The 18458-nt window shown below is 68.6% G+C and carries 23 protein-coding genes and 1 tRNA gene; 11 read left to right on the forward strand and 13 right to left on the reverse strand.

The genetic code is table 11. From position 1 onward, the window contains the following. Window positions 1-648: 648 nt before the first annotated feature. Both CSW64_RS14860 and CSW64_RS21850 read right to left on the reverse strand, forming a co-directional pair. Entirely contained in the window at window positions 649-1233 is a 585-nt protein-coding gene (locus tag CSW64_RS14860; protein WP_150131426.1) for a hypothetical protein, read from the reverse strand. Window positions 1234-1373: 140 nt separating this feature from the next. Further along, the gene (locus tag CSW64_RS21850; RefSeq protein ID WP_150131427.1) at window positions 1374-1946 is read right to left on the reverse strand and encodes a hypothetical protein; all 573 of its coding nucleotides are present in this window, start codon (window positions 1944-1946) and stop codon (window positions 1374-1376) included. 340 nt (window positions 1947-2286) lie between these two features. Here CSW64_RS21850 and CSW64_RS14870 point away from each other — a divergent pair, with 340 nt between their 5' ends. After that, a complete protein-coding gene (locus tag CSW64_RS14870) occupies window positions 2287-3339 on the forward strand; it encodes a tyrosine-type recombinase/integrase (RefSeq protein ID WP_099622837.1) in 1053 nt (350 codons plus the stop codon). A 55-nt stretch (window positions 3340-3394) separates the two neighbouring features. Here the strand turns inward: CSW64_RS14870 and CSW64_RS14875 are convergent. Continuing rightward, window positions 3395-3470: transfer RNA gene (locus tag CSW64_RS14875), tRNA-Ile, on the reverse strand. A 117-nt stretch (window positions 3471-3587) separates the two neighbouring features. Here CSW64_RS14875 and CSW64_RS14880 point away from each other — a divergent pair. Next, window positions 3588-4331 (forward strand): SIMPL domain-containing protein, encoded by a 744-nt coding sequence (locus tag CSW64_RS14880; RefSeq protein WP_099622838.1) that lies wholly within the window; start codon window positions 3588-3590, stop codon window positions 4329-4331. Between the two features lie 54 nt (window positions 4332-4385). On the opposite strand, the gene CSW64_RS14885 is transcribed toward CSW64_RS14880, so the two are convergent. The 4 genes from CSW64_RS14885 to CSW64_RS14900 all read right to left on the reverse strand — a co-directional run bounded on the left by CSW64_RS14885 (window position 4386) and on the right by CSW64_RS14900 (window position 6470). Further along, on the reverse strand, window positions 4386-4841 hold the full coding sequence (locus CSW64_RS14885) for a hypothetical protein (RefSeq protein WP_099622839.1): 456 nt from the start codon (window positions 4839-4841) through the stop codon (window positions 4386-4388). 63 nt (window positions 4842-4904) lie between these two features. Continuing rightward, the gene (panD, locus tag CSW64_RS14890) at window positions 4905-5261 is read right to left on the reverse strand and encodes an aspartate 1-decarboxylase (RefSeq protein WP_099622840.1); all 357 of its coding nucleotides are present in this window, start codon (window positions 5259-5261) and stop codon (window positions 4905-4907) included. A gap of 268 nt (window positions 5262-5529) precedes the next feature. After that, the gene (locus CSW64_RS14895; RefSeq protein WP_099622841.1) at window positions 5530-5832 is read right to left on the reverse strand and encodes a winged helix-turn-helix domain-containing protein; all 303 of its coding nucleotides are present in this window, start codon (window positions 5830-5832) and stop codon (window positions 5530-5532) included. Between the two features lie 11 nt (window positions 5833-5843). Further along, complete coding sequence (locus CSW64_RS14900; protein WP_099622842.1) at window positions 5844-6470, reverse strand: hypothetical protein; 627 nt, start codon at window positions 6468-6470, stop codon at window positions 5844-5846. Between the two features lie 133 nt (window positions 6471-6603). Here CSW64_RS14900 and CSW64_RS14905 point away from each other — a divergent pair, with 133 nt between their 5' ends. Both CSW64_RS14905 and CSW64_RS14910 read left to right on the forward strand, forming a co-directional pair. Next, complete coding sequence (locus CSW64_RS14905) at window positions 6604-7287, forward strand: nitroreductase (protein ID WP_245863721.1); 684 nt, start codon at window positions 6604-6606, stop codon at window positions 7285-7287. A gap of 169 nt (window positions 7288-7456) precedes the next feature. Beyond that, entirely contained in the window at window positions 7457-7888 is a 432-nt protein-coding gene (locus CSW64_RS14910; RefSeq protein WP_099622843.1) for a carboxymuconolactone decarboxylase family protein, read from the forward strand. A gap of 58 nt (window positions 7889-7946) precedes the next feature. Here CSW64_RS14910 and CSW64_RS14915 read toward each other — a convergent pair whose 3' ends face one another. Continuing rightward, entirely contained in the window at window positions 7947-8474 is a 528-nt protein-coding gene (locus tag CSW64_RS14915) for a phosphoribosyltransferase (protein ID WP_099622844.1), read from the reverse strand. Beyond that, window positions 8474-9340 carry an MJ0042-type zinc finger domain-containing protein gene (locus CSW64_RS14920; protein WP_172448666.1) on the reverse strand — a complete coding sequence of 289 codons (867 nt, stop codon included), beginning with the start codon at window positions 9338-9340 and terminating at the stop codon, window positions 8474-8476. The genes CSW64_RS14915 and CSW64_RS14920 overlap by 1 nt, the downstream gene beginning before the upstream one ends. A 55-nt stretch (window positions 9341-9395) precedes the next feature. On the opposite strand from CSW64_RS14920, the gene ftsE reads away from it, so the two are divergent. Genes ftsE through CSW64_RS14940 form a run of 4 tightly spaced genes read left to right on the forward strand, consistent with a single transcriptional unit; the run spans window position 9396 to window position 12371 of the window. Further along, window positions 9396-10145, forward strand: coding sequence for a cell division ATP-binding protein FtsE (gene ftsE / locus CSW64_RS14925; RefSeq protein WP_172448584.1), 750 nt, complete (start codon window positions 9396-9398; stop codon window positions 10143-10145). Beyond that, window positions 10142-11035: a cell division protein FtsX gene (locus CSW64_RS14930; RefSeq protein ID WP_099622846.1), complete on the forward strand. Its 894-nt coding sequence runs from the start codon at window positions 10142-10144 to the stop codon at window positions 11033-11035. The genes ftsE and CSW64_RS14930 overlap by 4 nt, the downstream gene beginning before the upstream one ends. Next, the gene (locus CSW64_RS14935; protein WP_099622847.1) at window positions 11032-11661 is read left to right on the forward strand and encodes a YdcF family protein; all 630 of its coding nucleotides are present in this window, start codon (window positions 11032-11034) and stop codon (window positions 11659-11661) included. Before CSW64_RS14930 ends, CSW64_RS14935 begins: the two co-directional genes overlap by 4 nt. Then, complete coding sequence (locus CSW64_RS14940) at window positions 11658-12371, forward strand: lysophospholipid acyltransferase family protein (protein ID WP_099622848.1); 714 nt, start codon at window positions 11658-11660, stop codon at window positions 12369-12371. The genes CSW64_RS14935 and CSW64_RS14940 overlap by 4 nt, the downstream gene beginning before the upstream one ends. On the opposite strand, the gene CSW64_RS14945 is transcribed toward CSW64_RS14940, so the two are convergent. Then, the gene (locus tag CSW64_RS14945) at window positions 12368-12940 is read right to left on the reverse strand and encodes a TetR/AcrR family transcriptional regulator (RefSeq protein ID WP_216361185.1); all 573 of its coding nucleotides are present in this window, start codon (window positions 12938-12940) and stop codon (window positions 12368-12370) included. The genes CSW64_RS14940 and CSW64_RS14945 overlap by 4 nt on opposite strands. A gap of 127 nt (window positions 12941-13067) precedes the next feature. Between CSW64_RS14945 and CSW64_RS14950 the strand changes: the two genes are divergently transcribed. Then, a complete protein-coding gene (locus CSW64_RS14950) occupies window positions 13068-13670 on the forward strand; it encodes an NAD(P)H-dependent oxidoreductase (RefSeq protein WP_099622849.1) in 603 nt (200 codons plus the stop codon). 83 nt (window positions 13671-13753) lie between these two features. Here CSW64_RS14950 and CSW64_RS14955 read toward each other — a convergent pair whose 3' ends face one another. The 3 genes from CSW64_RS14955 to CSW64_RS14965 all read right to left on the reverse strand — a co-directional run bounded on the left by CSW64_RS14955 (window position 13754) and on the right by CSW64_RS14965 (window position 16528). Beyond that, window positions 13754-14212, reverse strand: a complete 459-nt coding sequence (locus CSW64_RS14955) for a chemotaxis protein CheW (protein WP_099622850.1) — start codon at window positions 14210-14212, stop codon at window positions 13754-13756. 9 nt (window positions 14213-14221) lie between these two features. Then, window positions 14222-15769 carry a methyl-accepting chemotaxis protein gene (locus CSW64_RS14960; RefSeq protein ID WP_099622851.1) on the reverse strand — a complete coding sequence of 516 codons (1548 nt, stop codon included), beginning with the start codon at window positions 15767-15769 and terminating at the stop codon, window positions 14222-14224. A 204-nt stretch (window positions 15770-15973) separates the two neighbouring features. Further along, the gene (locus tag CSW64_RS14965) at window positions 15974-16528 is read right to left on the reverse strand and encodes a gamma-glutamylcyclotransferase (protein WP_099624278.1); all 555 of its coding nucleotides are present in this window, start codon (window positions 16526-16528) and stop codon (window positions 15974-15976) included. Between the two features lie 105 nt (window positions 16529-16633). On the opposite strand from CSW64_RS14965, the gene CSW64_RS14970 reads away from it, so the two are divergent. After that, entirely contained in the window at window positions 16634-17515 is an 882-nt protein-coding gene (locus CSW64_RS14970; RefSeq protein WP_172448585.1) for a DUF2125 domain-containing protein, read from the forward strand. A gap of 98 nt (window positions 17516-17613) precedes the next feature. Then, entirely contained in the window at window positions 17614-18414 is an 801-nt protein-coding gene (locus CSW64_RS14975) for a chorismate mutase (protein WP_099622853.1), read from the forward strand. Window positions 18415-18458 lie beyond the last annotated feature (44 nt).

The raw sequence follows: 18458 nt of genomic DNA on the forward strand, positions 1-18458 counted from the left end.
ATTGAGGTTTTCACTCGACATCGAGACCAGTAAGCCCTGCGGTGACAAGTTCCGCTTGGCCTTTGGGATTTCGATCCCGCTGGTCTTGGTGGTTCTGCTCTGTACGCTGATGGGGCTCATCTGATGAGGAGGCGTCCGGCTTGCCGGGCGCCTCTTGTCTCATTGCCCTACCGCACATGGTCGGGAGCCTGAAACGCGAAAACCCGGCTGAGACGCCGGTGCGAGCTCAACGTACCCGACAGCGCCTCCAACCAGCGCCCCCCTTCCGGCTCAGCGCTTTCGGTTGATTTCGCTGGCACCGCCCCGTTAACTTTTCCCCCAAAGGGGGAAGGCCATGGAAATACACGCTCTGATGCGCTGCGCCCTCGCAGCCAGCGCCGCCTTGCTCGCTACGTCTGCCGGAGCCGCTACCCTTCTGCGCCGCTCTCGGTTGCCCTCGTAGCGGGCCACGACAATGGCGGTCGCCACGGCCGCCACCGAACCAACCCCCTGCACCCACGCCGCAGCATTCGGCCCCGTAAAGACAGCAAGCAGCTTAGGGTTCAGGAGCAGCCCAACCCCCAGCGGCATCACCACCGTATAGCCAGCGGCCCAGGCCATCGGAGATACCTTTGGCAGTTTCATAAGGCCCCCAGCCTTCGCCACTCTCTACGAGAAGCCACCGTTGAGGGACGGCAAGCCCTCTTCAGCTGCGATGATCTGGTTGAGCGCGCGGCCTCCTCGTTCCGTCACGCTATGCACCTCTCGCCAGTGCGCGACGGATCCATCGTATGCGTCCAGGGCGGCCACCAGGCTCTCAAGCTCGGTTCTGGCGACCTGCAACCAGCGGACGGCTTTTGCGGACGTCAGGGGCTGCTCAAGGAAGTACCGCACAACGCCAAGGCTCCGCTCGGCATCGATCAAGGCCGTCGATCGGCGCTGCAGGAAGACCCTGCTGTCACCGTTGGAGTTTCGCAGCGCCATGTCAGTCGCAGCGAAGGAGGTAAGGGCGTCCTCGACCGCGTCCAGTGCTGCGCGCGATCGGTCCTGTCGTTCCGCCTCCTGCGTCGCCAACTGACGTCTTACGCTGCCCCGATCGATCCAGACCACCACCAGGATTGCGACTACCGACCCGACCGCCTGGACCCAACCGGCCAGGCCCGGGTGTTCGTCTGTCCAGGCGACGATCTCCCCGCCCCACATCGCCCCGAACAGCAGCCCGAAGCCGCCGATGGCGCCGGCGGCGTACGGCACCCACGATTTCAGTTTGCCGGCCCCCATGCGGTGAACGGTGGCACGATTCCCGCGAGGGCGGCATGAGGGCAGCGCAGTTCACCAACGCCTCACCCGACCACCACACCTCGGCCGCGGCGACCAAGGCCTGCCGTTTGGCGCTACGATGGCGATGGTGGATAGTCGGCAGGTGGCCTTGGCGTGTCGCGCGGCCGAAAATGAATGTCTTCGATGGTTATCGATATGTCGCTAGACCGGATGCGGATCGCACCGACAGTTTCAGCGACCTTGCCCAACTGGCCCACAACGGCGTCCAGTTGGTCGATCGTAATTTGCGTAGCCGGCGCCTTAGGTCGGAACTGAGCACGCGCACGACCGTAGAAGTCGTCAATGACGAATCCGCTTGCCTTGAGCAGCGTCATCAATGCCATGAAGTTGGCAACGGCGGTTGCTTGGGCACCGCTGAATGCTGCTACTGCTGCATTTGCGATAGGCACCACCTCGAAGATCAAGTCGAGAGATCCGGCGCCCGCTTCCCTCAGGGTCAGGAGCGAGGACGGAGGTCCCAGGTCGAAATGGACCTCCCACCAGTCGTACACGGAGCCGATGCTGTTGATGAGCGTTCCGATCGTCGCGGCATCGGGTGGGGCGGGCTCATCTACATCACGCGAGCTTTGAATTCTGACACCAATGTTCCTAGCACCGACCGCCAAGCCGGCAGTTCTGGTCGCCATCTAGCCCCCCGTCCTGGAAGAACTCACGTCACATCACAGCGGCTTGTACGCAACCATAGCGAGGAGTCCATGTTCGTGGCGAGCCCGACGATGGGCTTCAGGAATCGCCTTGAGCCACTTCCGCTCACCGACAAGCTCAAGCCACGCATATGACCAGGCCCTCCTTCACACAGGCGGATATCAAGAGAGCGGTTCAGGCGGTGGAAGCGGTGGGTAAGTCAGTTGCGGCTGTGGACTTTCCGCCACAGGGTGGCTTTCGGGTCTTGCTCGGTGAGCCCGAAGGCGCCGCGTTGGCCGGCAGGAGCGGCGAGAACGAGTGGGACGAGGTTCTTCGCCAGCAATGAAGCGCATGGCGAAGATAGAGCTGAAGTACGTGAAGGCCTACAAGGACCGGCACGGCACCCTGCGCCACTACTTCCGGCGCAAGGGCTTCCCGACGGTCGTGCTGCCCGGCCCGGCCGGCTCTGCCGAGTTCCTGGCGGCCTACGCCGAAGCCGAGGCCCAGGCTCCCCGACCGCAAGCTGTTGGGTCGAAGGTTCAGCCCCGCTCGATCAACGCACTGATCATCCAATACTACCAGTCGACCGAGTTCCGGGATCTCAAAGAGATCACCCAGCGTGGCTACCGGAACATGCTCGATCGCTTCCGCGACAAGCACGGCAACAAGAGCGCGATCAGCGTCCAGACCCACCACTTCGAGGCCATCTTTCACGGGATGGCCGACACGCCTGGCGCCGCGGTGAACCTGCGGAAGCGGCTGCGGCGCGTCTTCCGCCTGGCCGTGCGACTGGGCTGGCGGAAGGACAATCCGGTCGTGGAGACCGAGCTCCGGCGGAAGAAGACGAAGGGCTTCATCCCGTGGTCGGAGGAGGATATCGCCAAGTATCTGGAGCACTGGGCGCCTGGCACCCGCGAGCGCCTGGCGCTGCTTCTCTTTCTCTGCGCCGGCCAGCGCCGCAGCGACACGGTCACCATGGGCCGCCAGCATGTGAAAGACGGGAAGATCAGCGCATGCCAACTGAAGACCGAAACGCGCGTGCTGATCCCGATGCACCCGCTGCTAAGGGCGGAGCTTGAACTGCACCCCTCAACTGACCTGACGTTCTTGCTCACGCAGTACGGCCTGCCGTTCTCGGCCGCAGGATTTACGGGCTGGTTCGTCGAGCGCGCGAAGATGGCAGGAGTGGTCGACCGCACCCCACACGGCCTGCGGAAGGCCGCCGGACGCCGCCTCGCCGAAGCGGGCTGCACCGTGCACCAGATCATGGCCGTCCTGGGCCACGTCTCCCTAGGCGAGGCCGAGAAATATACGCGCGATGCGGACCGTGCTCAGCTCGCGGATGATGCCTTCGAGAAGCTGCTCGAGGCCGAAACCAGAACGTCGAGTGTCTAACCGGTTAGACACTTTGGCCCCTACCCCTTGCGCCATAAGGGTTTGCGCTAGGGGTTGGTAGGCCCGGAGGGACTCGAACCCCCAACCAAGCCGTTATGAGCGGCCGGCTCTAACCATTGAGCTACGGGCCCCCGAAGCACAGTTGGCGCGTTACCATGAACCGAACGCCGCTTACAGGTCCGGTTCATGTGCGTTCTGTCAAAAGCCCCCTCAACGGACGCGATCAAGCGTCCGCGTTGGAGAAAAACATGAAAGCCTTCTTGCGGGCCGCCGCCGTCGGGGCCCTGATCACCGCGACGGCCCTTCCCGCTGTCGCCCAGACCGCCGCCGCCCCTGCTCGAGCCGAATCGATGTTCCAAGCCACCACGCTGAACCTCGCCGCCTTCGGCGAAACCCGCGTCCGTCCGGACCAGGCGACCATCACCCTGGGCGTGACCACCGACGGCGCCACCGCCGCCGATGCGATGAAGGCCAATACGGCCAAGATGAACCAGGTGATCGCGGCCCTGAAGAAGGGCGGCATCGCCGATCGCGACATCCAGACCAGCAGCCTGAACCTGAACCCGCAGTACCACTATCAGGAAAACCAGCCGCCGAAGCTGACCGGCTATCAGGCGTCGAACCAGGTGACCATCGTGGTCCGCGACCTGGCCAAGCTGGGCCAGGCGGTCGACGCCGCGGTGACCTCCGGCGCCACCAACATCGGCGGCATCGGCTTTGGGCTGCAGAACAGCGACGCGGCCGAGGACGCCGCCCGGCTCCAGGCGGTGAAGGCCCTCCAGGCCAAGGCCGACCTCTACGCCAAGGCCACCGGCTACCGCGTCGCACGCCTGGTCAACCTGTCGGAAGGCGGCGGCTACGCCCCGCCCCCGCCGATGCCGATGATGGCCTACGCCCGCATGGAGAAGGCCGCCGACGGCGGCGCTCCGGTCGAGGCCGGCGAACTGAAGGTCCGGGTCGACATCACGGCCCAGTTCGAACTGGTGAAGTAGGGCTTCTTCGGAAGCAGCGCTTCTTAGGGGAGCGGGTTCGCCCGCTCCCCTTTTCTACATTCCGGCCCGGACTAGCGCGGCCTCCAGCCGGATCTTGATCTCGCGCCCAGGCAGGACGCCGGGGCCGACCATCAGGGCGGCGTAGGCCAGGTCGCCGTGCTGGGCGCCCGGACTCTTGGGAACCGCGCCCGAGGCCCAGGCCACCCGATCCTCGCCGCTGTCGCAGCTGATCGTGCGCTCGTCGCCCTTGGCGGCCAGCTTGGCCAGCTCGTCGGCGTTCAGCGATCCGGGCGTGTTGCAGGACGGCAGCGGCCGACCGCAGTTGGCGTGCGTCCCGTAGCGGTAGACGACTTTCGCCGTGCCCTTCTCGACCAGCAGCACGCAGGTGCTCGGATCGCCGACGGCGCCGGCGACTTCCGTATCGAGCTTGGCGAGGTCTGTCCCCTTCGGCGCCGGGTCGCAGGCGGCGAGCAAGCTCAGGACTGGCAGGACGAGGACAAGGCGGCGCACGATCGAAACTCCAGGCGTTGAACCCGGAGTTTGCGCGCTTAGCGACCCCAACTCAATTGGAGCTTAGGCGGCCCGCTTGGGCTCGTTGCCTTCGTCCAGCAGGACGACGCTGGGATTGTAGTTGCGGGCCTCCTCGGCCGGCATCTGGCAGTAGGTGACGACGATCACCTTGTCGCCCTTCTGGACCAGACGGGCGGCCGCGCCGTTGACGCCGATCACTTTGGACCCGCGCGGGGCCTCGATGGCGTAGGTGGTGAAGCGGGCGCCGTTGGTGATGTTCAGCACATCGACCTGCTCGTTCGGCAGGATGCCGGAAGCGTCGAGAAGATCGCGATCGATGGCGATCGAACCTTCGTAGTCGAGATCGGCCTGGGTCACCGTGGCGCGGTGCAGCTTGGCCTTCATCATGGTCAGCAGCATGGCGTCTACAACCTGCAATCGTGGGTAGGATCGCGGCGCCGCACACACAAGGCCGCCGTTGAGAGGCAGGGGATATACAGTTTCGAGACCCCTGTTTCAATTGCGGTGCAACATGACGTCGCGGCAGGGTTCGACGGGACAGGGCTTCCGCCGAAGATCATCAGTTCGGATTGCCGATATCGAACAAGCGTTTGCGGGCGCGGGCTCACCTCCGTCCGGCGCCGGACCAAAGTGAGGCGGCGGCCCCTGGCCCGCCGCCTTCGGCCGTCTAGCGCTGTGTTTCCACCAGCCGCCCGATCGCCTCCAGGTAGGTCGCGAAGGCCTTCCGCCCGTCATCGGTGATGGTCAGGGTGGTCAGCGGCTTTCGTCCCACGAACCCCTTCTCGACGGCGACATAGCCGGCGTCCTCCAGCTTCCTCAGGTGAGCCGACAGGTTGCCGTCGGTGGCCTGGAGCCTGCCCTTGAGGGTGTTGAAGTCCGCCGATCCCGATCCGGCGAGATAGGCCATCACGCCCAGCCTCAGACGTCCGTGGATCACCTCGTCGATGCGGTCGATGTCGAAGTCGTCCATCGGTCCGCTCCCTAAACGATGTCCGCGGGTTCCTGGCGCATCAGGATCAGGCCCGGCAGGGTGGCCAGCAGAATCAGCCCCGCCGCGTAGGCGAGCATCTGATAGGGATTCCCCGTCAGGGCCGCCATGCCCACCGCCGCTGCGAAGCTGGCGAAGGCCACGCCCTTGATCCAGCCGGTGTTGCTCAGCGCGCCGGCGATGAACCAGCAGGTTCCGTAGAGGGCGAAGATCACCACCGGAATCACCGCCATCGCGGCCCAGTTCCCGGAGACCAGCCCGATCACCGTCAGGCCGAGGAAGAGGGTGAAGATGGCGAACCCGACCCCGGACCAGGCGACCCCGGTCGCCTTGTTGACCCCGGCGCTGTAGCCCGGCCGCCCCTTGGAGCGATTCAGGATGACGCTCATCACCACGCCGAACGCCACGCCCGCGAGGCTCCAGTTGATCAGATAGGCCCAGCCCGAGACCTTCAGGACGCCGCTGGCGATCAGCCAGTGCCCCACAGCTCCGGCCCCGAAGATCAGCCCGGCCGAGAAGAGGACGCCGCCAAACAGCAGCGGCGCGGAGCTGCCCTCCTGGGCGAGCGCGCGCATGAAGGCGATGTCGTCCTTCAGCGCCTGAATGTTGTCTTCCGTCATGTCACGGCCCTCCTGGCCGACAGCCTCGATGACACAAGCATGCGCAATGCACTTTGTAATGTAAAGTTCTTTTTCGTGGACCGCCGCGGGGGCGCCCGGCTGCGATGTCCCGTCCACAACGGGAACCCGAACCATGTCCATGAGCTACGAGGAGGTCGTCGTCGGGCGCCGCAGCATCCGGGGCTACAAGCCGGACCCGGTCCCCAGGGCCCTGATCCGCGAAGTCATCGACATCGCCATGCGGGCCCCGTCGTCGCTGAACACCCAGCCCTGGAACTTCTACGTCCTGACCGGCGAGCCGCTGGACCGCATCCGGGCCGGCAACACCCAGCGCAACCTGGCCGGCGTGCCCCACTCCCGCGAGTTCCGTATCCATGGCGAATACGCCGGCGCCCATCGCGAGCGGCAGGTCGAGATCGCCAAGCAGCTGTTCGCCGCCATGGGCATCGCCCGGGAGGACAAGGAGAAACGCACCGACTGGGTCATGCGCGGCTTCCGCCAGTTCGACGCGCCGGTCTCCATCGTGGTGACCTACGACCGCTCCATCCATGGCGGCGACATCGCGCCCTTCGACTGCGGCGCGGTCACCAACGCCCTGGTCAACGCCGCCTGGTCGCGCGGCCTGGGCTGCGTGATCAACAGCCAGGGGATCATGCAGTCGCCCGTGGTCCGCGAGCACGCCGGCATCCCGGACGACCAGGTGATCATGATCTGCGTCGCCATGGGCTGGCCGGACGACGAGTTCCCGGCCAACGCGGTGGTCTCGCGTCGCAAGTCGGTCGACGAGGCGGCGGTGTTCCTGGGGTTCGGGGACTAGGAGGCCGCTTGATGGGGGACATGCTCCGAAGGTGCGTGTCCCCCGCCGGCCGAGTGCGCGGGGACACGCACCCTGCGGGAGCCTGTCCCCACAGTTCACGCACATCCCATGTCACAACCGCGCCGGTCGCCTCGTCTCATCATCGAACCCCAACCGATGGAGACATCCGATGACCGCGACCGCCGCCGCCCACCCGCAGAAGAACCTGCCCGAAGTCTTCCAGGCCTTCATCTCCGCCCAGACCGCGATCAGCGGCGCCGGCCTGGATCCGAAGCTGCGCCACCTGCTGACCCTGCGCGCGTCGCAGATCAACGGCTGCGTCTTCTGCATCAAGATGCACGTCCACGAAGCGCTGGAGGACGGCGACACCCACGATCGCCTGCACCGCCTCACGGCCTGGCGTCACATGAGCGATTTCTCGCCGGCCGAGAAGGCGGCGCTGGCCTGGGTCGAAGCCCTGACCCTGATCGATACGACCGCCGACCTGGCCCCGCTGCGAATGACCCTGCGCGAGCACTTCAGCGACCGCGAGATCGCCGCGATCACCTCGCAGATCGCGATGATCAATCTCTGGAACCGGCTGCAGATCGCCGGCCACTAGGCGGCTTCAACCCCGTGCGTCCCGGCGAAGGCCGGGACGACCGAGCAGAGGGCGGCCCCTAGTCCATCGCCCCGATGTAGGGCAGGCCGCGCATGCCGCCGGCAACGTCCATGCCGTAGCCGACGAGGAACCGCGCCGGCGCCTCCCAGGCGACGAAGTCGGGCTGGATGGCGCGGTCGGTCGGCCAGGGCTTGCGCGCGAACACCGCCGTCAGCACCTCGCTGGCGCCGGCGTCGCGGACCAGCCGGGCCGCCTCGCTGAGCGACAGGCCGGTGTCGAAGACGTCGTCGACGATCAGCGCCTTGCGGTTCAGCACCGGCCGCTGCAGGTCGGCGCGCACTTCGCAGCGGCCATAGCTCTGGCGCTCGTCCCGATAGGACGACAGCCACAGGGCGTCGAACTTCACGAACCGGCCGAGCCGGCCCAGCGCCCGGGTCAGATCCGCGGCGAACCAGATGCCGCCCGTCAGAAGACAGACCATGGCCGTCTCGTCGTCGATGACCGGCGCGATGCGGGCGGCGACCTCGGCCACCCGGTCGGCGATCTCCGCTTCGGTCAGCAGCACGGTGGGCGGGACATCGCTCATCAATGGCTCTCCGCGGGCAGGGCGTAGGGCGAATCCGCCGGCAGCGGCTGGGCGTCGGTGGTCGCCGCCGGCGGCACCGGAGAGGGCTGGACGGCCCCGCGCAGCGCCACCTTGGTCTTCTTGGCCTCGACCTGAGGCGCGTGGGCCGGTTCGCCCTTGGCGCCCTTGGCCAACTCGAAGCCGATGTCGAGCCCCACCGCCGAGGTTGGCGGATCGAGCAGCGAAACCGCGAAATGCCGGGTCTCGCCCGGCGGGATGATCGGATCGGCGGGCGTCGACAGCTGGGCGCGGACCACCTTGGCCTCGCGGTTCAGCAGCTCGATGCGCAGCGGCGGCGCCTTGACCGGGCGGTCCTCGACGTTGCGCATGATCCCGGAGACCACCAGGGCGGCGTGGCCGTCCTGGAGGGCGGCTTCGGCCCGCACCTCCTCGAGGGTCAGGCCGACCCGGTTCACCGGCAACCCGACGCCCGCATAGGCCGCCGCGCTGGTCGGCCAGATGTCGACCACCTTGCCCCGGAAGACGACGGCCGCCGCCACGATGGCGACCAGGGCCACGCCCATTCCGGCCCAGACCACGCCGGCCGTGGCCGCCTCGCGGACGCGGCGCTCGTTGGTCGCCTTCTGGCGAAAGACCTTGGGCAGCTCCTCGCCGGGCAGCGCGCTGACCGGCGCCTCGTCCGGCTTGGCCTCGGAGGGCTCGCGCGCCTGGGCGCCGTTGGGATCGACGAAGAGCTCGAGGTCGGCTTCGGGCTGGGCGCTCCAGCGGGTTCCGCAGGCCGAACATTTCACGGTCCGCCCCGTCGGGCCGACCTTGTCGTCCGGGACGAAATACCGGGTGGCGCAGTCAGGACAGGTCAGTATCATGCCAGCGAATCGGACGCTCCCGCTCCTCCTACCGAGGTCGCCGATTTCGGCTCTCATGTCCAGAAACCCCGACGCCGCCCTCGCTGGCGAGCCCATCGCCGGACCCATCCTGCGCCTCGACGGCGTGGGCATGCGCTATGGCCGCGCCGCCGAGGTGCTGAAGGACGTTTCGTTCGAGCTGGCCCCAGGCAGCTTCCACTTCCTCACCGGCCCCTCGGGCGCTGGCAAGAGCAGCCTGTTGAAGCTGATCTACCTGGCCGAACGCCAGTCCCGCGGGACCATCGAGCTGTTCGGCCGCGACGTGGAGGCCGTGCATCCCAACGACCGGCCGTTCCTGCGGCGCCGCATCGGCGTGGTGTTCCAGGAGTTTCGCCTGCTCGACCATCTGTCGGCTTTCGACAACGTCGCCCTGCCCCTGCGCATCGGCGGCGAGAAGCCCGACGAGTACCGGCACGACGTCGCCGAACTGCTGGGCTGGGTCGGCCTGAAGGAGCGGATGCACGCCCTGCCCCCCACCCTGTCCGGCGGCGAGAAGCAGCGGCTGGCCATCGCCCGCGCCGTGGTCGGTCGGCCCGACATCCTGCTCGCCGACGAGCCGACCGGTAACGTCGACGACGCCCACGCCCTGCGCATCCTGAAGCTGTTCGTCGAGCTCAACCGGCTGGGCACCACGGTGCTGATCGCCAGCCATGACGAGGACCTGGTCGCCCGCTCCGGTCAACCGGTGCTGCACCTCGACAAGGGACGCCTGCAGGCCTACGGCCGCGGCGCCAGAGGGCGGGCGGACGGGGAGCCGGCGGAATGAGCGTGCTGTTCGACGTCGGCCGCTGGAAGCCCGCGCCGCTGCTACCGCGCCGCGATCCGCGCGACGGGTCGCTGATCTTCGTGGTGGCGGTGCTCTGCTTCCTCGCCTGCGTCACCGCCATCGGCGCCCTGGCCGCCAACCGCGCCGCGCATGGCTGGACCAGCCAGCTGACCGGCTCGGCCACGGTCGTCGTCCGCGCCAGCGGCGCCGAGACGCCGGAGGCCGCCGCGGCCCGCGCCGCCGAGACCCTGGCCGGCGTGCCCGGCGTGGTCGAGGCCCGCGCGCTGGAGAAGGCCAAGGCCGAGGCTCTGCTCGAGCCCTGGCTGGGCCGTGAGGCCCTGATCGACGACCTGCCCATCCCGCGGCTGGTCACGCTGGAGCTGCGCGAAGAGAACCCGGCCAGCGCCGCGGCCCTGGACAAGGCGCTGAAGGCCGCCGGCCTCGACGCCACGGTCGACGACCACAGCCTGTGGATCGCCGATATCGAGCGCTCGGCGGGGATCGCCCGCTGGTCGGCGCTCGGCGTCTTCCTGCTCATCGCCTCGGCCGCGGGAGCGGTGATCGCCTTCGCCACCCGCGCGGCCATGGCCGCGCATCGCGAAACGGTCGAGGTCCTGCATCTGTCCGGCGCCCAGGCGAAGTTCGTCGTCCGGCTGTTCCAGACCCGTTTCGCCAAAGTCGCCGCCCTGGCGGGCTTGTTCGGCGCCGCAGGGGCCGCCATCATCGGCGCCTTGGCCAGACTGGTCGGCGGCGGGCATGGCCTGACGCCCGTCCTGCCGGTCGCCTGGACGGACCTGCTCGCGGTCTCCCCCGCCCCTATCCTGGCGGCGCTGATCGCGGCGGTGGCCGCCCGTCTGGCCGCACGGGGGCTGATCGGAGAGCTGGCGTGAGGAGTCTCGCCGCTGTTTTCGTCGTTGTGCTGATCTGGGCGGCGGGCCTGCTGGCCTTCGCCCAACGCGTGGAGCGTTCGACCCCACCGCCGGAGCCGGCCGCCGCCGAGGCGATCGTGGCGCTGACCGGCGCCTCGGACCTACGCCTGGAAGCGGCGGTCCGCCTCCTCGAGCGCGAGAAGGCCGAGCGCCTGCTGATCTCCGGCGTCAACCGCGAGGCCAGCCGAGCCGACATCCGGGCCATCACCGGCGCGGTGAAGGACGTCTACGACTGCTGCGTGGACCTGGGCTATACGGCCGCCAACACCATCGGCAACGCCGATGAGATCGCGAAGTGGGCGCGCGGCAAGGGCTACAAGCGCCTGATCGTGGTGACCTCCGACTACCACATGCCGCGGTCGATCCTGGAGATCCGCGCCGCCATGCCCGAGGCGACCCTCGTCGAGTATCCGGTCGTCACCGGCCCCGTCGACGTCCGTCACTGGTGGCGCAAGGCGGGCGATGCGCGTCGCCTCACGGTGGAGTACTGCAAGTACCTGGCGATTCTGACGCGGGAAGGCTTCTTGTCGTTGGGACCGAAAGACGAGCCGGCCGCTTCGCCGGCGACGAAGGACGCTACATCTTGATCTGGATCCGGTCGCTGGCCTTCATGGTCGTCTTCTATGTGATGTCGACGATCGTCGCGATCATCATGACGCCGCTGCTGCTGGCGCCGCGGCGCTGGACGACCGCGACCCTGTCGGTCTGGGGCAAGGGCGTCACCCTGTGCCTGCGGCTGATCTGCGGGATCAAGGTCGAGGTGCGCGGCCGTCAGAACCTGCCGAAGGGCGGCGCCCTGATCGCGGCCAAGCACCAGTGCATGTTCGACATCTTCGGCAGCTTCGCCTTCCTGCCGGACGCCTGTTTCGTGCTGAAGAAGGAGCTGATGATCATCCCCTTCTTCGGCTGGTACGCGGCCAAGGGCGGCATGATCGTGGTCGACCGCGAAGGCCATTCGGCCGCCCTGCGCAAGCTGGTCGCCGACGCCAAGGACCGCTTCACGGCCGCCCGCCAGCTGGTCATCTTCCCGGAAGGCACCCGAAAGGCGCCCGGCGAGGAGCCCGACTACAAGCCCGGCATCGCCGCCCTCTATCGCGAGCTGGAGATGCCGGTGATCCCGCTGGCCCTGAACACCGGCGTCCACTGGCCGGCGCACGGCTTCCTGCGTCATCCCGGCACGATCGTGTTCGAGTTCCTCGAGCCCATCCCCGCCGGCCTGAAGCGCGGCGAATTCATGCGCGAACTGGAGGCCCGTATCGAAGGCGCCTCCAACGCCCTGGTCGCCGAGGGGATCTAGGGTCCGTTTCGCGCGACCAGCGCCTGGATGGTCGCGTAGAGCTCGCCCTTCGCCTGGCCGGCGGTGATCTCTCCGATCGCGGCGGCGTTCGACAGGGCCTCGGCGGCGCCGAGCATGGCCCAAAGGCCCGGCCGGGCGATGTCGCCGGCTCCGGCGAAGGGCGCCAGGACCGCCCGGCACTTCTCGATGAACACCGCCTCGTAGTCGCGCTTGATCCGCGCCAGCTCGGGCGAGCCGGCCAGGGCCGCGATCACGCCCGGGATCTCCCGTCCCTGCAGTAGCACGCAGTCGACATAGGAGGAGGCGATGACCGCGGCGCGGTCCGCCAGCGTGGGCTTGCTCGCCTCGATCGCGGCGTCCATCAGCGCCGTCTGGCGAGCGTCGAAGTCGCGATACAGCGCCGCCAGCAGGCCGTTCCGCTCGCCGAAGTGGTCGTAGACCACCGGCTTGGCGACGCCGGCCGCCTGCGCCAGGCGGCCCAGGGTCAGGGCGTCGGTTCCCTCCTCCCGCGTCAGCCGCCAGGCGACCTCCAGCAGCTGCTCGCGGCGCTGGTCCCGGGTCAGCCGCACACGCGGCTTGCGATCATCCGAGGGGTCTCTTGTGCGGGCCTGGGGCATCACTATGTACCAATCGTAACTACCAAACGTATATAGCCGCCCAGCCCCCGCTTCGCAAACCGGCACAGGACCCAGCCTCATGCATGCGCTCGTCGTCGTCGCCCATCCCGACCCGCAGTCCTTCACCCACGCCGTCGTCGCCCAGGTCGCCGAGGGCGTGCTGACCGCGCCGGGCGCGACGGTCGAAATCGCCGACCTGAGCGCCGAGGGCTTCGATCCGCGGTTCACGGCCGTCGACCATGCGGTGCATCTCCGGGAAGCGCCGCCCTCCGCCGACGTCGCAGCCGAGCAGGCGCGGCTCGATCGGGCCGACGCGCTGGTGCTGGTCTATCCGGTCTACTGGTGGTCGATGCCAGGGCTGCTGAAGGGCTGGATCGACCGGGTGTTCGCCAACGGCTGGGCCTATGACGAAGGCGCTGACGGCCGGACGGTGAAGCGCCTCCGTCGCCTGCCGGTGCATCTGGTGGCGATCGGCGGCGGCAGTCAGCGGACCTACGCCCGCCACGGCTACTTCGGCGCCATGAAGACCCAGATCGACCACGGCATCTTCGACTACTGCGGCGCCCCGGTGATCACCTCCGAGCTGCTGCTCGACTCCGAGAGCCCGGCGGCGCGCCTCGAGATCGCTCGCGCGATCGGACGTCGCGTCTCGGAGACCGTCCGGATCGCCGACGCCGCCTAGGCCTCCGGCAAGGAGACGCCCCGACAAAGAAGAGGCCCGGACACGCCGGGCCTCGAGTCGGGAGGACTTACGCTACGCCTACGCTACGCGGCTTCCGCTCTGGGCCCGTCGGGCATCAGGCGGGATACGATCAGGCGGCTGATCATCCGCCCGTCCATCGGGATGATCGCGTCGACGAACCGCTCGTCGACGGTGGCGCCCAGCTCCGGCGCCGCCTGCGGCAGGGTCGCCTCGACCGTGAAGGTCTCCTGCACTCCGTCGACCAGCAGGCCGGCGCAGCGATCGGCGTCCTGGACCACCACGATCACATGGCGGGAGGACGGCTCGGTCGCCCCCAGCCCCAGGCGGGCGCGCAGGTCGATCACCGGCATGATCGAGCCGCGCAGGTTGATGATCCCGTGCACGAACTCGGGGGACTGGGGCATCGGCGTGGCGACGCTCCAGCCGCGGATTTCACGCACCACGCTGATGTCGATGCAGAACTCCTGGCCGCCGATCTCAAAGGAAATGAGCTCGACGGCGTCCTGGGTCGTGTCCGTCATGGCGCCCTCCTAGAACTCTTCCCACTCGTTGACCGCGGCGGCGGCCGATCCGCCGTTGGCGTAGGCGGCGACCTTGGCGCGCGCCCTGTGGACCGGGTTCTCGGCCGGAGCGGAGGCCCTCTGCGTCGCGGCGACAGGCCTGACGGCTGCGACCGGAGCCGGCCGGGCGCGCTGGACGCGCGGCGCGGTCGCCTCGCCGACCTGGAAGCCGGCCACCAGCTCGCTGAGCTGGTTGGCCTCGCTCATCAGGGACCGGGCCGCCGCCGTGCTTTCCTCGACCATGGCGGCGTTCTGCTGGGTCATCTGGTCCATCTGGTTGACGGTCTCGTTGATGTCCGCCAGCGCCGTGGCCTGCTCCTGCGCCGAAGCGCTGATCTCGCCGACCAGGCCCTGGATCTCCGCCACCTTGTTCACGATCGCGACCAGGGCCTCGCCGGTCTTGCCGACCAGTTGAACCCCCTGCCCGACCTGCTGGGTCGAGGCCGAGATCAGGGTCTTGATCTCCTTGGCCGCCTCCGCCGAACGCTGGGCCAGGGCCCGCACCTCGGAGGCCACGACAGCGAAGCCGCGGCCGGCGTCGCCGGCCCGGGCCGCCTCGACCCCGGCGTTCAAGGCCAGCAGGTTGGTCTGGAAGGCGATCTCGTCGATCACGCCGATGATCTGACTGATCTCCTTCGACGAGTTTTCGATCGAGCCCATGGCCGAGACGGCGTCGCGGACGACCTCGCCCGACCGCTCGGCGTCCTCCCGAGCGGTGTTCACCACCTGGGCGGCCTGCTGGGCGCCGGACGCCGACCGCTTCACCGTGGCGGTGATCTCGTCCAGCGCCGCCGCGGTCTCCTCAAGGCGGGCCGCCTGCTGCTCGGTGCGCTTGGACAGGTCGTCGGCGGCGCCGGCGATCTCGTTCGATCCCGCGTCGATCCCGGTCGTGGCGTCGCTGATCGAGGCCATGGCCGTGCGCAGGCTCTGCACCGCCGCGTTGAAGTCGAGCTTCAGCTGCTGGTAACCGCCGGCGAAGTCGACGACGATCTCCGCCGTCAGGTCGCCCTTGGCCAGCCGGCCCAGGCCGTCCGCCAGATGGGAGACCACGGCCTTCTGCTCTTCCTCGCTGCCGCGGCGGGCATCGTTCTCGATCCGCTCCAGCTCGACCGCGGTGATATCGCTGGCGAACTTGATGACCTTGTAGGGCCGCCCCGTCTCGTCCATCACCGGGTTGTAGGTGGCCTGGATCCAGATCTCCCGGCCGCCCTTGCCATGCCGCAGGTACTTGTTGGCGAAGAACTCGCCGTTGTTCAGCTGCCGCCAGAAGTCCCGATAGTCCTGGCTGGCCGCATAGTCCGGCGGACAGAACATGCTGTGGTGCCGTCCGACGATCTCGTCGAGGCTGTAGCCCAGCGTCTGCAGGAAGTTTCCGTTCGCCTTGATCACCGTCCCGTCGAGCTGGAACTCGATCACCGCCTGCGAGCGGTCCATCGCCGCCACCTGCGCCTCGAGATCCTTGACTCGCTGACCATCCACGGAGGCCGACTGGCTCCGCGCGCCGCCAAACCTGATCATCACACTCCGCCCCTTGCTGCGATGTCGCGTCGGCAACCGCCGCGTCCGGCAAACATCGCCGGGCGGCGACCACCTATGTCGTGCACCTTAAGCGTGCATGACAATCATTCACCCTCGAAGGTTAAAACTCTCGAAATCCTGAGAATGACGCATGCGTCACCCGCATGGGGCCGCATTTTCATCCGTACACGGCATTCTCAACCTTTAGGCGAGAACCGCCGCTTCCCGCGCCTCGACCATGGTCAGCAGCCGCTCCATCCCCTGGTCGCGGACATTCTCTTCGCGCAGATGGGCGACGAGGTCGGCGAGATACTCCACGTTCGGACCGGACAGGCCCCGCGCGCCGGCGATCAGGTCGGCCTGCTGCTCCAGGGTCAACGCCCCAGCCCACTGCGGATGGTTGACGTCCGACAGAAAGACCAGGGACCGGACCGGCCCGCTCCCATCGACGCGCACGTCGCGCCAAGCCTCGAAATAGGTCTCGGTCGGCTGCTCGCGCTCGCGGAGATAGGCGTAGACCTCCTCCCAGTCGGCCTCGGCCACACGGTAGGCGACGCCCCGGGTCGAGCCGCCCGGCGCCAGGCCCAGCACCAGCCCCGGCCGCTCGTAGGTGCCGCGGTGATGGACCGAATAGATGCAGAAGGCGCGCCGGCGCCCATGGAGCGTGGCGCAGCGGCGGTCTACAAACGGGAACCCGGGCCGCCACATGAGCGATCCATATCCGAACACCCAGCGGTCTTCCGCCGCCCCGTCGCCCATTCCTCGTCCGTCGCCACTTTCAACACGCATCGCCCCATGACCCTGCCTGAACGAGAGCCCGCCCGCAAACCCCGTCGGCGCGGACTTTTTCTGCCCTGGCTTCTAATGATCCTCGTGATCGTCGGCTGGTCGATCGGCTGGTTCTGGCTGCGCGGCGAAGCGGTCGGCCGCATGGACGCCGGCGTCGCCCAGCTGCGCAAGGCCGGCTACGACATCGCCTGGCGCGAGCGGAGGGTCGGCGGCTTCCCGTTCCGGCTGGACGTGACGCTTCAGGACGCCCGCATCGCCGAGCCGTCGGGCTGGGCCGTGTCCGCCGACGAGGTCAAGGCCGAAGCCTGGATCTACCGGCTGGACCACTGGGTCGCCGTCCTGCCCAGGGGCCTGACTCTCGGCCGCCCAGAGGGCGGTCCGGTGGTCGTCCAGGCCAAGGCCCTGCGCGCCAGCCTGGCCGGGCTGGACCAGCGCCCGCCGCGGCTGTCCGTCGAGGGCGTCGACCTGACCTTCACCGCCTCTCCCGGCGCCAAGCCCTATCCGATCGAGACCGCCGAGGGCCTGCAGCTGCACCTGCGGCCGGGGCCGAACGACCAGGGCGGCGTGCTGTTCAAGCTCGACCGGGCCAAGCTGCGCCTGACCGGCCTGCCCGAGCGGGTGGCCCAGGGCAAGCCGGTCACCGTCACCTGGGATCTGGTCCTGGCGCGGATGGCGGCCTTCGACGGCCCGAGCTGGCGCGAAGCGGCGCGGAACTGGGACCAGGCCGGCGGCGTGGTCACCGTGCGCGAAGCCTCGATTCGGGGCGGCGACGCCCTGCTGACCGCCGAGGGCGGCCCGCTGCGCGTCGGCGACGACGGCCGGCTGCAGGGCGAGCTGAAGGCCAAGCTCAAGGACGCCGACAGCGGGGTCCAGGCTCTGGGCGGCACGGTGGTCCTGAGGGACGGCAAGGCTACGCTGGGACCGCTGGAGATCGGCCCCTCGCCGCGCGTCTTCTGACGCCCCGCCGTCGACGGGCATGATCTTGCGCCGCACAACGGGTATTGCCCCGCCGCTCGCAATGCCATAGGTCCGCCCTCTCACTTCCGGGGAAGAAAATGGGCCGCGACACGCCCGCCGCACCGCAGAGCCTGGACGCCGTCCGCGCGCGCATCGACGCCGTGGACGCCGACCTTCTGCGCCTGCTCGGCGAGCGCGCCGCCCTGGCCAAGGCCGTGGTCGCCGCCAAACGCGAGGCCGGCGATGGCGGCAAGTTCGGCCTGCGTCCCGGCCGAGAGGCCCAGATCGTCCGCAAGCTGCTGGCCAACAAGGACCCGGCCGCCTCGAACGCCCTGGTCGTTCGGGTCTGGCGCGAGATCATGGCCGACAGCCTGTCCCAGCAGGGGCCGTTCCACCTGACGGTCTGGGGCGGCAAGCTGGAAAGCCGAGCGGTCGAGCTGGCCCGCCTGCGCTTCGGCGCCGCGCCGGCGCTGAAGGTGGCGGCCAAGCCCGAGGACGCCCTGGCCGCGGCCAAGACCCCCGGCGGAGTCGCCATCCTGGCCCTGACGCCCGATTCGTCGTGGTGGGGCCGTCTCCTGGCCGAGCCGACGCTGCGCGTCTTCGCCACCCTGCCCTGCCTCTCCGCCTGGGGCCCGACCGCCGCCGTCGCCGTCGCCCAGGTCGCGGTCGAGCCCACCGGAGCCGACCAGACCCTCTGGGTCACCGACGCCCCCGACATCGGCAAGACCATCGAAGCGCTGAGCCGCGACGGCGTCGCCGGCGGCCCGCTGGCGCAGCACGGCGGCCTGACCCTGTACGCCCTCGCCGGCTATTATCAGCACCACGACGCCAGGCTGGCCCGCGCGCCGGGGCGGCTGCATGGCGTCATCGGCGCAGCTCCAGAACCCTTCGACCTTTAGGCCTCGACCATGACCGTGTAAGAGGCCGGTTCCCTTAGGACCTC

It is taken from the genome of Caulobacter mirabilis, assembly GCF_002749615.1.
Lineage (GTDB): Bacteria > Pseudomonadota > Alphaproteobacteria > Caulobacterales > Caulobacteraceae > Caulobacter > Caulobacter mirabilis.